This is a genomic window from Enhygromyxa salina (assembly GCF_002994635.1).
Taxonomy (GTDB): Bacteria; Myxococcota_A; Polyangia; order Nannocystales; family Nannocystaceae; genus Plesiocystis; species Plesiocystis salina_B.
In genome coordinates, this window is sequence record NZ_PVNL01000093.1 from 1 (window position 1) to 12,237 (window position 12,237).

Below are 12,237 nucleotides of genomic sequence, written 5' to 3' on the forward strand. Positions count from 1 at the left end.
TAGAAGCTCTGCGGCTTGATCATGCGGTCGTCCGCGAGCCGGTGCGCTTGCACGTAGGCCGCGAGGTGTGTGGAGGGCACGTCGGCCCGCCGCGCGAGCCACTCGAGCCGATCCACCGGGACATCCTTGGCTTCGGTGTTGCCCAGCAGCGGCGCGACCTTGGACTCGAGTTGGTCCCACTCGGTGCGGCCCTGGTACATGTCCGTGTTGAGCACGAGATCCACGATCGTGGTCGCCTCGAGGTCACTGATCAGCCCGGAGTCGACAATATCCGCCTCGAATTGGGCGCGAACGAATACGTCCCAAAGCCCTGTGGGCGCGGCCGTCTCCGCCCACGAGATTGTGTAGATGCCGTTGGTATCGGTGCTGGCCGACGGGCCCTTTTGTGGCGAATCGCCAGTGAGGCTGGTGACCTCGTGAATCGTGATGGTGGCATTGACGACGGGCGCACCGTCGTCGCCGGCCACCCGGCCGGAAACGGTGTAATTGGACATGATTGTGGTTCGGGCCGGTAATGTGGCTTTTGGTGAGCCGGCCGGGCGGCCGGTTCTCCGAAGGGAGACGACGCTACGGAAGCCAACGCTATCAGGGTCTGTCGCTGGGACGAGCAAAATGATCATCCTTCGCGAAGATCGAACATGAGAAATCACAACGAAGAAACCGTGACGGAATCACCGTCGACGGACACGCACGCGCGGCTTCGTACCCACGGCTTCGCACCGAGTCGGGGGCGTGCCAACGCTGCCCCGACTCGCGCGGCGCTAGCTCGAGGGCGTTCGGGCGTCGGGCCGGGTCGCGACGATCAACTTTCGCTGCGCCCGAAGGGAGCGGCGCGCTTCCGCCCGGGGTAGAGATGGGCTTCCAAGATCGCGGTCACGGTCTCTTCGATCAACGCCGACCCGACAACGCGAGCGTCGTAGTCCGCCCGGGCGGCGGGATCGATCAGCACCGCGCGGGCCTTCTCGAGCACCCAGGCTCGGCCTGGTTCGGCCCGCAGCAGCTCTCGCTGGTAGGCGTCCTCGATCTCGTCGCGCTCCGCCTCCGGGCCTACTCCGAGGACCGCGTAGTAGTCGACGTCACTCATGCCGCCGCCGCCATCGTCTCGCGGCAGCGACGCGCTCGCAACCCGCGGCGCAAGACGAGTCATCGACCTACGCGGGACCGCGGGCCGTTTGGGTTGCAACGGCGTTGCACTGGAGCAGCGCTGAGTCCCCCAGCACCTTCACCAGATCGGCAGCGGCCGCCGCCCACAGGTCGACGAGATCAATCATCCGTCATCTTTACGGCGAAGGTGTGGATGACTTCCTTCTCAGGCGCGCGGGTCTGCTAGACCCCGCCGACGAGCAGTGATCGAACCCGCACGTTGCGCCCCGCGGACATGGCGAATCCGGGGGCCAGCGGGCGGTTGGCAAAAACGTGGTGAACGTGGAGAGGACGCGCGGAACCGTGGTCCAGGTACGCTCAGAAGTGCCGAATTCGCGGGAAAACATACCAAGTAGGAGTATGCCGGATACAGCTTCGGCCTCGCTCCTGACGACGCGACTCCAACCTGATCGGCGCTTTACGAGGACCCGGCGTGCGCATGGACACACGCTGACACTCGGCGCGCTACTGTGCCGCCGCTTCGATGGACTTCTCTGATCCTCACCTCAATCTCGCCACGATCCTGATCGCGGGAATTCTCGGCGGCGAGCTGGTCGCGCGCTTCAAGCTGCCCAAGGTCACCGGCTGGATCGGCACTGGGATCATCGTGCGGGCGCTCGCGCTGCCTGGACTCGAGGGGCCCACGCTGCTGCGCTTCGCCCCGTTCACCGACTTCGTGCTGGGCTTCATCGCGTTCACCGTCGGCGCGACCTTGCATTTTCACAGCCTCCGCAACGCCGAGCGCCGACTCTCGTTCCTGCTCATTGGCGAGGCGCTGATCACCCCGACGATCGTGTTCTTGGCCATGTACTTCGTGGGTGGGGTCGACCTGCGCGCGTCGATGTTGCTGGCCGTGATCGCAATCGCGGGCGCGCCCGGGACCACGGTGATCGTCGTGCGCGAGGTCCGAGCGCGCGGGCTGCTGTCCGGCACCCTGATCGCCGCGATCGGGCTGATCGACATGGTCGCGGTCGGTGGCTTCGTGTTGGTGTCGTCGCTGCTGCGCGAGGGCATCGACGGGTGGGACAGCGCGCTGATGACCTTGGGCGTGGAGTTTGGCGGCTCACTCGCGATCGGCCTGGGCTGCGCGCTGCTGGCCGTCGGCTTGACCCGCCGGGTGATCGGACCCGCCTTCGTGGGCCCGACCATGGTCGCGCTGATCCTCGGTGCCTGGGGTCTGGCCGAGGTGTGCGACGTCTCGGGGATCCTCGCGTGCACCTTCGCCGGGCTCGCGCTCTCCAACCTCCAGCACGACACCACGCGCGCGGCCGAGGCCTACCTGCAGCCATTCGGTGGAGTCTTGTTCGCCGGCTTCTACACCCTGGTGGGTCTGCGCCTGGACTTCAGCTTGGTCGTGCCAATGGCCGGGCTCGTCGCCCTGTATTTTTGCGCGCGGTTGATCGGCAAGTCGACCAGCGCGTTCGCGGCCATGAGCGCCGCGCGGGTGCCCCCCAGGGTCCGCAACCACCTCGGGCTCGCGCTCCTGCCCCACGGCGGCGTCGCGGCCGGGCTGTTGTTCTTCGTCCAGGCCGCGCCGCGCCTCGCTGGCGTCGCCGAGACCGTCGTCACGATCGGCCTTGCGACGTTGGCGATCAACCAGTTGGTCGGCCCGAGCGCGACCCGATTCTCACTCGCGCGGGCGGGCGAGATCGGTCAGGACCGCCCGCGTCTGCTCGACTTCCTGGAGGAGCAGCGGATCGTCCTGAACATGCGCGGCAGCAAGCGCGAGCTGATCCAGGCCCTCGCCGATCGCCTCTACGCGACCACGCCCATGCTCGTGCCCAAGGCCGAGTTCGTGGACGCCGTGATCGAGCGCGAGGACGAGGCCTCCACGTGTCTGGGGCTGGGACTGATGATCCCGCACGCGCTGATCCCCGCGGGTGAGGACGTGTCGGGCGTGCTCGGGCTCAGCACCGAAGGGCTGGATCTCGACGCGGGCGACGGCCGGTCCGTCCACGCCGTGTTGTTGCTGGCTGCGCCCGAGAGCAACCGCAATCGGCACCTGCAGATCCTCGCGGCGTTCGCCTCTGCGCTGACCAAGGACGAGAACCTGCGTGAGCAGCTGTATCACGCCCGCAGCGCCGGGCATGCCTACGAGATCCTCCACGCAGACGAGGCTGACGAGCTGAACTACTTCCTGGACGAAGCGATCGAGCGAGTGGCACGAGGTTGAGCTGCGTCTGAGTCTTCAGCGCCCATCACTCGCGCTGCGCTCGGCGGGACCTGGACGGCTTCGATGCCGTCGGCGCTGCGCTCGGAAGATCCAAGCCATACGCGGGCAGGATCTCACCGGTCATCCGCTGAAGCTCGAGCTTGGCGGCCAGGTAGTCGATGTGCGCGTCCAGCAGCCCGGTCTGCGCGGCCGCTAGATCATCGATCCGAAACAGCACGTCGTAGTTGGTCGAGTGCCCGGCCTCGAACCGGACCCGCTCGGTCTCGAGGTTTTGCTCGGCCAGCGCGATCGAGAGCTCAGCCAGCTCGAGCCGCTTGGCGGCGCTGCGCAGCTGGTTGACGGTCCGGACCACAGAGGTCGCCGTGGTCAGCCGCAGCTGCTCGACGTCGATCTCGGCCTGCTCGAGCTGCGCGAGGGTGCGCTGGTGGTTGCCCTTGGCGGTGCGGTTTTGGATCGACCAGCTCAGGTCGAGCGCCCCAGTGACCGTGTACTCCGCGAACAGGCCGTCGGCGCCGACGTCCTCGGGGACGAAGTTCTGAAACGCCTCGCCCCAGCTCCCGTCGATGCCGGGGGTGCCGGCCATGGGGTTGGGGCTGGTGTCGACGCTGCGACCCTGGGGCGAGAAGCTGCCGGTGAAGTCGAGCTGAGGCAGGCGATCGCGGGCCGCGACGAATTCGTCGATCCGGCGGCTGGCGAGCGCCAGCTCGAGCTGATGGACGCGTGGATCATTGGACAGCGCGGCCGCGATCGCGGCGTCGGTGTCGACCGGCTCGGGGACGAAGGCGGTCGGCGCGGTGGTCGGGACAATGCCCAGGGTCTGACCCGGCGCGTAGGGCTGGCCCATCAGCGCGCGCAGCCGCAAGCTCGTGTCGAGCAGCTGGTTCTCGGCGAGCAGCACCTCGGTCTCGCGCTGCGCGACGCTCTGCTCGATCGCCATGGCATCGTTGGCGGCGAGCTTGCCAGCGCGGACCTTGACCTCGGTGTCGGCCAGCTGTCGCTTGGCCAGCTCGACGGAGCGATGCTTGTTGGCCAGGTCGCGCTCGGCATAAAGCGCGTCCCAGTAGGCCAAGACCAGCTCGTTGACGAGGGCCTGGGCCTGGGTGATCTGCGCTGCTTCGGCGCTGGACCTGGCCAGCTTGGCCTGGTGAATCCGGGCCTTGTTGGCCCGCACCCCTGCGCCTTTCAGCAGCGGGTGGCTGAAGGTCAGCGTCGGCTTGACGAGGTACTGCGACAGCGTGGTCGAGCCGAGCGAGGTGTCGAGGAAGCTGATCGGCTGATCGGTCAGCTTGCGGCTCACGTCCAGGCGCAGCGCGATCCGTCCGCCGGTCTCGAGCGGCCGGGCGACCCCGACGTAGCCCTTGAAGTCTCGGCTGCCCGTGTTGAACACGAACGCCGACCCACGCGGCACCGCGCGCTGAACATCGACCCCGAACCCCGCCGTCAACGTGACATCGAAGGCGCCGAGCGACGCGAGGATGTCCGCCTCGCTGATCTGCACCGCGACCACGGAAGCCCGAAAGTCGAGGTTGTGGGCGACGGCGGTGGTCAGCACGTCGCTGAGCTGCAGCGGCTCGGCCTCGAACGGGAGCGTGTAGGGCTCGTCGGTGAAGCCAGGCTGTGGCTGGACGTTGGTCCGCGTCTGTGCGGGAGCCGGGCCATCGAGCTGCGGCGCCGGTGGGCTCGCGAGGGCGAGCCCGGGGGTCAGCACGCAGATCAACGCGAGCGCGATGGGAGCCACGACCTGCGCTTGGCCACGGTCGACCGCGGCGCCCCGCAAGCGAACCAGCAGCCGCCCGACCTTGTCGCTCGCGTCATCGAACAACGAATAGAGCACCGGGATCGCGACCAGCGTCAACACCAGCGACAGCGACTGGCCGCCGACGACGATCGTCGCCATCGCCCGCGACAGCCCCGAGCCGATCCCCTGCGACAGCACCATCGGCATCATCCCGGCGACGAACGCAATTGTGGTCATCAGGATCGGCCGCAGCCGCTGCTTGTTGGCGAGCAAGATCGCCTCGAGCCGCTCCATCCCCTGCTCGCGCAGGTGGTTGGCCTGATCGATCTGCAAGATCGCGTTCTTCTTGACCACGCCAAACAGCACGAGCAGGCCCAGGATCGAGAACAGGTTGAGCTGCTGACCAAACAACGCGACCGAGGCGAACGCGAACGGGATCGTCAGCGGCAGCGCCAGCAGGATCGTCAAGGGGTGCAGCCACGAGTCGAACTGGGCCGCCAGCACCAGGTACATGAACACGAACGCGAGCGCGAACGCGAGCGCGAACGCCTGGCCCATCTTGGCCAGCTCCTTGGTCTGACCGAGCGGGATGGCCTGGTAGCCAGGCGGCATGTCAAGATCGGCGATGATCTGCTCGAACGCGGCCACGATCGAGCCTTGATCCGCGCCCGGGGCGAGGTTGCCACCCACGGTGATCTGTCGCTCGCGCGACAGCCGATTGATCGTCGCCGGTCCAAGCCCGTGCTCGACCTTCACGACATCGCTCAGCGGGACCTGCCCGAGCGTCTGCGAGGGGACCGTGAGCAGCGAGAGCAGGTCCTGATCGAGGCGGACGTGGTCCGCGGCCCGCACGAACACATCGTATTGATCACCCGCGTCGAGGTACTTCGACACATCCGCGCCGCCGATCAGCAGGCTCAAGCTGGTCGAGATATCGCCGGGTGACACGCCCAGCGCGGCGGCGCGATCGAGATCCGGTCGCAGCACCGTCTCGGGGATCGGCGGATCGATCGCCGCCTGGGCGTCGACGACCCCGGGGAGTTCGGCGAGCTCGGCGACGGCACGCTCGGCGTAGAGCTCGAGCTGATCGAGGTCGGGACCCGACAGCGCGAACTGAACCCCCTGGGTCTGCCCGCCGCCAAAGTCGCTGACGGGCTGCACCGAGACGCTCACGCCCTCGGGCACCCCGGCCTCGAACTGCTGGCGCGCGAGGTTCATCATTTGATCCTGGCTGGCTTCGCGCTGCTCGGGATCGACCAGGCGCACGTACACACGCGCGACGTTGTCCTGCTTTTGACTGTTGTCACCGATCGTCGTGAGTGTGTAGGCGACGCCCGACAGCTCGCGGGTCTTGCGAGCGAGCCGCTCCGCGACCAGCGAGGTCGCGTCGAGGGTCGAGTCGCTGGGCGCCTTGATGTAGAGCTCGAATTGAGCGTCGTCGTTGATCGGCATGAACCCAAACCCGGCGGCCTTGCCGAGCGGGGGGATGGCCGCGAGCGCGGCGATGCAGGCGAGCACGACCAGCCAGCGCCGACGCATGGCGACCCGCAGCAGCGCCATGTAGGCGGCCTCGACTGGGCGGTACAAGGCATTGACGACCCGCTGAAACCGACTCTCGTGCGGCTCGTCGCTGACCGGTGGCAGCAGCCGCGCCGAGAGCATGGGGACGATCGTGAAGCTCACGATCACCGAGACGCCGATCGCGAACGCCATGGTCATGCCAAAGCTGAGCAGGAACCGGCCGATGATCCCGCTCATGAACGCGACAGGCAGGAACACGGCCATGAGCGAGAGGCTCGTCGCTAGCACCGCGGGGCCGATCTCCTTGGTCGCGGCGATCGCCGCGGGGAACGGCTTCATGCCCTTCTCGTGGATGAAGCGGTGAATGTTCTCGAGCACCACGATCGCGTCGTCGATGACAATTCCGACCGACAGCGCGAGCGCGAGCAGCGTCATCATGTTGAGCGTGAAGCCCATCCACGACATCAAGACGAAGGTGCCGATCACGGAGATCGGGATCGAGATCGCCGCAATGATCGTCGAGCGAAGATCGCCGAGAAAGATCAGCACGACCAGCGCGGCCAGCAAGCCGCCGATGACCAGGTGCTCGAGCACCGAGTGAATGCTGGTGCGGATCGACTCGGAGTTGTCGCGGACGACCTCGAGCGAGACGCCCGCGGGGAGCTCGGCGGTGAGCTCATCGATCGCCTCGCGGGCGGTGTCCACGGCCTCGACGGTGTTGCCCCCGGACTGCTTGCGCAGCGCGAGCACGATCGTCGACTCGCCGTCGCGAAACCCGGCTGACTCGGCGTCCTCGATCCCCTGGTAGACGTCCGCGACGTCGCGCAGCAGCACGGGGCGATCGCCGAGCTGGCGGACCACGATCGCCGACAGCTGCTCGGCGCTGGTCGCCCGCCCGACCACGCGCAGGGTCTCGGCGTGGGGTCCAAGCTCGAGCTTGCCGCCCGGGGTGTCGGCGTTGGCTCGCTGGATCGCGGCGCGGACCTCATTCGCGCCGACCTGGGCCGCGCGCATGCGAACGGGGTCGAGGTCGACGCTGATCCGCCGCTCGCGTCCACCAATGAGCTGGACCTGGCCGATGCCCGCGATCGTCTCGAGTCGCCGCTTGACCGTGTCGTCGGCGATCCGCGTGAGATCCTGGATCGGCATGTCGGCGCGGACCGAGAGCATCAAGATCGGCGCGGCCGAGGGATCGATCTTCTGGACCTGCGGCGGCTCGACGCCGGTCGGGAGGTTGTTGAGGACCTGCTCGACGCGATCGCGCACATCTTGGGCGGCGACGTCGATGTTGGTGTCGAGCGAGAAGCTCGCGACCACGACCGAGACGCCCTCGCTGCTGGTCGAGGTCAGAGTGTCGAGGCCGGCGACCGAGTTGACCGCGCTCTCGATCTCCTCGCTGACGTCGCTCTCGACCGCGGTCGGAGACGCGCCCGGATACACGGTCGTGATCGTCACCGCCGGAAAGTCGATCTCGGGGAATTTGTCGACCCCGAGCCCGAGGTAGCTGACGATGCCAACCACGACGATGACCAGGTTGATCACGGCGGCGAGCACCATTCGCCGAACAGAGAGACTAGCGAGCCATTGCATGAGCGGACCTTCGAGTGAGAAACAATCAGTGAATCAGCTGGCCGTCGTGGAGCTGCGCGAGCTCGGATCCGACGATTGAGTCGCCGGCCTCGAGCCCGCGCACGATCGTCACGCGATCGTCGTCGAGCTCGGGGCCGAGCTGGACCACGCGCTCTTCGACCTGGCCGTCGACGGCCACGAACGCCCGCCAGGTCGAGCCTCGAGCCAGCAGGGCCGCGCGCGGGACAGCCGGCATGCTGCGCGTCCCGGTGATGACCTTCGCGCGCACGAACATGCCAGGCACCAGCGACGGGTGCTCGGGCAGCTCGACCTCGGCGACCCGCGAGCGCGAGCGCGGGTCGAGGTCGGGGGCGATCCGGGTCACCACGGCGTGGACCGAGTCGTCGGGCAACGCGAGCGCGCTGAGCTCGACCTGGGTGCCGATCTGGACGTGGATCGAGGCCGCCTCGCTGAGCTCGAGCTCGGCGCGCAGCGGGCCGTCCTCGACCAGCGTCAACATGCTCGCGCCGACGCTGGCCCACTCGCCCAGCGAGATTGAGCGGATGGCGACGACCCCGGAGAAGGGCGCGCGGACGATCCCATCGGACACCGACTTGCTCGCAGCCTGGGCCCGGACCTTGGCCCCGCGCACGTTCTCCTCGGCCTGGCGACACGCCGCCTGGTCGCGCTGGACCTCGGAGCTGGGCACGGCGCCGTGGGAGAACAGCGAGGCCGAGCGCGCGCAGGTCGTCTCGGCCAGGGCCTGCGCGGCCTCGAGTCCCGCGAGGTTGGCCTTGGCCTCGCGCACGTTGAGCTTGGCGTTGCGAACATCGAGTCGGAACAGTGGATCGCCCTCGTCGACGTGGGCGCCGCGCTCGACGAGCACCTCGATGACCTTGCCCGACACATCCGGCACGACCTCCGCGCGATCATGGGCCAGCAAGCTGCCGGTCGTGACCAGCCACTGCCCGACCTCGGCGTTCTCGACGACGATCAGCGAGGAGCTGGGGACGGTGGCCTCGGGCTCGTCCTCCGCGACCGGCGATGGCGCGGCGCGACTGTCCGTGCAAGCGACGGGGACCAGCGCGAGGGCCGTGATCAAGGCGAGAGAGCTGAGGTGAGTGCGCGATGACAGGTCAGACATGGCTCGTTGCAGCCCGGCCTGAGCAAGTCCGGTGCCAGGACATGTGACGGCCGAGATCGGTCGAATAGCCGCCACCAGAGGCCAAAGACCAGGTCGGCACCCGCTGCGCGGTTCAGACTGTCAGGCAAACCATGCAGCTGACTGTCGGCTGGCGATACAGTGCGGCGGCGTGAACGACACGACAGACGCCGCGACCGGACCTGCGTCCCGCGACTCGAGCCATGTTTCCCCTGGCATGCCGTTCGCAGACGTGCGCGCGCGGATGGGCCGGGAGGAGCTGTACAAGCGTCGGACCGCGCGGCTTCGCGTGTACCTGACGGTTGGCGTGAGCAGCTCCGTGCTCGAGTGGATGTTGCTGTGGCTCGGTGGGGTCGAGCCCTGGCGGATCCTGGTGCTCGCCGGGATGTTCGGGCTGTCGTTGCTCGTCTCGATCCTGCGCCGGTCCCACTTGCCGCCGTCGGCCGGCGAGTTCACGCGCTTCAGCCTGGTGTTTCAGACCCAGATGGCCGTGCGCCTGGCGCTGACGGGTGGGCTCTACAGTCCGATGCTGCCGGCCCTGGGCGTGATGATCGTCCAACCGGTGATCTTCTTGGGCGCCGCCGAATACAAGTACTGGCTGGGCGCGTGGATGCTGACGCTCGTGGTGATCGTCGGTCTGCTCCCGACGTGGGTGACGGGGCCAGTGATCGCAGGCTGGCCCTACGCGGCGTTGGTGGTGCTGGCGCTGCTCACCGCGATGGTGATCGTCGGCGAGTTCATGCGGATCAGCGCGCATATTCAGGAGCGGGCGACCGACGCGATCGTGGCCCTGCACGACGAGCGGGTCGCCGAGGCCGAGGCCCAGAATCGCCGGCTCCAGGCGGTCGGTGGCAAGGTCGCGCACGAGCTCAAGAACCCACTCGCGGCGATCAAGGGCCTGGTCCAGCTGGTCGCGCGGGGGGCCCACGAGGCGCGCACGCAGCAGCGGCTGGACGTGGTCGAGAGTGAGATCTCGCGGATGGAGGTGATCCTGCGCGAGTACCTGTCGTTCTCGCGGCCGCTCGAGGATCTCGAGCCCGAGCCTGTCGACCTCGCCGCGCTCGTCGAGCAAGTGGTGGTGGTGATCGCCGGGCGTGCGGAGCAGGCCAAGGTCAGGATCAGCCTCGAGACGCGGCCGGTCGCGCTGGTCGGCGACCCGCGGCGGCTCAAGGAAGCCCTGCTCAACGCGCTGGCCAACGCGATCGAGGCGACGCCGCCAGGCGGCGGCGTCCATGTCACGACCAACATCGACGGCGAGGGTGGGCGCATCGAGATCCTCGACACTGGGCGTGGCATTCAGCCCGAGCACCTCGAGCGACTGGGGACCTCGTTCTTCACGACCCGCCCCGACGGCACCGGGCTGGGCGTCGTCCTGGTCGTCGGGGTCGTCGCGCAGCACGGCGGTCACCTGCACGTCGCGAGCGAGCCGGGCCGTGGCACCCGCCTGACAATCTGGCTGCCGTGCGTGCCAAATATGCCAATCGTCGCCCCGACCACCGAGCGTCGCCAAGTCCTGACGACCTCGACCTCACTGCGCGACCCCAAGGAGCTCCCCGAATGATCGATCCCGGCACCATCCTCGTCGTGGATGACGAGCCCGCCGTCCGGTTCACGCTGACCGAGCTGTTCAGCGATCGCGGCCATCGGGTGCTCGCGGCTGGCTCGGGCGTCGAGGCGCTCGAGCTGTTCGACGACGCCGAGGTGGTGCTCAGCGATCTTCACATGCCAGCGATGGATGGGCTCGCGCTGCTGGCCGAGATCACCGCGCGGGACCCCTCGCTGCCGGTCGTCCTGTTGACGGCGCACGGCTCCGAGCGCGTGGCCGTGCAGGCGCTCAAGGCTGGCGCCTACGACTACCTGTCCAAGCCCTTCGATATCGACGAGCTGACCGTGACGATCGAGCGCGCGCTCGAGGCTCGGCGCCTGCGGGTCGCGAGTCGACGCAGCGCGGTCGAGCGCGTGATCGGTCGGCCCGTGATCGCTCACAGCCCGCAGATGCGCCGGTTGCTCTCGGCCGTCGAGCGGATCGCCACGCGCGACGTGACGGTGCTGGTTCGCGGCGAGACCGGCACGGGCAAGGAGCTGATCGGCCAGCTGATCCACGCTCACTCGGCCCGCGTCGCGCGACCGATGGTGCGCTTCAACTGCGCCGCGATCCCGGCCGAGCTCGCCGAGTCGGAGCTGTTTGGCCACGTCAAAGGGGCGTTCACGGGCGCGACCGCGGCCAAGCGCGGGTTCTTTGCGCAGGCCGAGGGCGGCACGCTGATCCTCGATGAGATCGGCGAGATGCCGCTCAACATTCAGGCCACGCTGCTGCGCGCGCTGCAAGATGGGGAGATTCAGCCGGTTGGTGGCGGGCTCGAGCGGGTCGACGTGCGGATCGTCGCGACCACCAATCGAGACCTCGCCGCTGACGCCAAGGCCGGGCGATTTCGTGAGGACCTGTACTATCGGCTGGCCGTGGTCGAGCTGGTCGTGCCGCCGCTGCGCGAGCGCAGGAAAGACATCCCGGCGCTGGCCGTCGAATTCGCCCGACGCTACGGCGAGAAGTTTGGTCTGGGGCCGCTCGAGCTCGAGCCCGAGCTACGCGACGCGCTGATCGCCGAGCCGTGGCCAGGCAACGTGCGTCAGCTCGAGAACGCCATCGCCCGGCTCGCTGCGCTGGCCGTCAGCGGTCCATTGGGATTGGCCGATTACAGCGATCGCATCGGCGCTGGCGGGGACACCAGCACGGGCGCGGACGACAGCGCGAGCACCGAGGGGTTGAGCCTGCGCGAGCAAGTCGAGGCGTTCGAGCGCGGCGTGGTCGCGCGCGCGCTGGCGGAGCAAGGTGGCAATCAGTCCGCGACCGCGCGCGCGCTGGGGCTCAGTCGGGCGTCGCTCATCGACAAGCTCAAGAAGTATGGCTTGCTCGGCCCGCGCTGAGCCGAG

General features: G+C 68.2%; 7 protein-coding genes. 3 read left to right on the forward strand and 4 right to left on the reverse strand.

Annotated elements, in window-relative coordinates:
- Both ENSA7_RS23005 and ENSA7_RS23010 read right to left on the reverse strand, forming a co-directional pair.
- Window positions 1-494: carboxypeptidase-like regulatory domain-containing protein (locus ENSA7_RS23005; protein WP_146158028.1), on the reverse strand; the 494-nt coding region annotated here is incomplete at its 3' end.
- Window positions 495-802: 308 nt separating this feature from the next.
- Window positions 803-1,147: a hypothetical protein gene (locus ENSA7_RS23010; protein WP_146158029.1), complete on the reverse strand. Its 345-nt coding sequence runs from the start codon at window positions 1,145-1,147 to the stop codon at window positions 803-805.
- 480 nt (window positions 1,148-1,627) lie between these two features.
- On the opposite strand from ENSA7_RS23010, the gene ENSA7_RS23015 reads away from it, so the two are divergent.
- Window positions 1,628-3,316: a cation:proton antiporter domain-containing protein gene (locus tag ENSA7_RS23015; protein ID WP_106091485.1), complete on the forward strand. Its 1,689-nt coding sequence runs from the start codon at window positions 1,628-1,630 to the stop codon at window positions 3,314-3,316.
- A 25-nt stretch (window positions 3,317-3,341) separates the two neighbouring features.
- Here ENSA7_RS23015 and ENSA7_RS23020 read toward each other — a convergent pair whose 3' ends face one another.
- Both ENSA7_RS23020 and ENSA7_RS23025 read right to left on the reverse strand, forming a co-directional pair.
- Complete coding sequence (locus ENSA7_RS23020; protein ID WP_106091486.1) at window positions 3,342-8,165, reverse strand: efflux RND transporter permease subunit; 4,824 nt, start codon at window positions 8,163-8,165, stop codon at window positions 3,342-3,344.
- A gap of 25 nt (window positions 8,166-8,190) precedes the next feature.
- Window positions 8,191-9,246, reverse strand: a complete 1,056-nt coding sequence (locus ENSA7_RS23025; protein WP_181234021.1) for an efflux RND transporter periplasmic adaptor subunit — start codon at window positions 9,244-9,246, stop codon at window positions 8,191-8,193.
- A gap of 211 nt (window positions 9,247-9,457) precedes the next feature.
- On the opposite strand from ENSA7_RS23025, the gene ENSA7_RS45430 reads away from it, so the two are divergent.
- Both ENSA7_RS45430 and ENSA7_RS23035 read left to right on the forward strand, forming a co-directional pair.
- On the forward strand, window positions 9,458-10,867 hold the full coding sequence (locus ENSA7_RS45430; RefSeq protein ID WP_244923883.1) for a sensor histidine kinase: 1,410 nt from the start codon (window positions 9,458-9,460) through the stop codon (window positions 10,865-10,867).
- Complete coding sequence (locus tag ENSA7_RS23035) at window positions 10,864-12,231, forward strand: sigma-54-dependent transcriptional regulator (protein ID WP_106091488.1); 1,368 nt, start codon at window positions 10,864-10,866, stop codon at window positions 12,229-12,231. The genes ENSA7_RS45430 and ENSA7_RS23035 overlap by 4 nt, the downstream gene beginning before the upstream one ends.
- Window positions 12,232-12,237 lie beyond the last annotated feature (6 nt).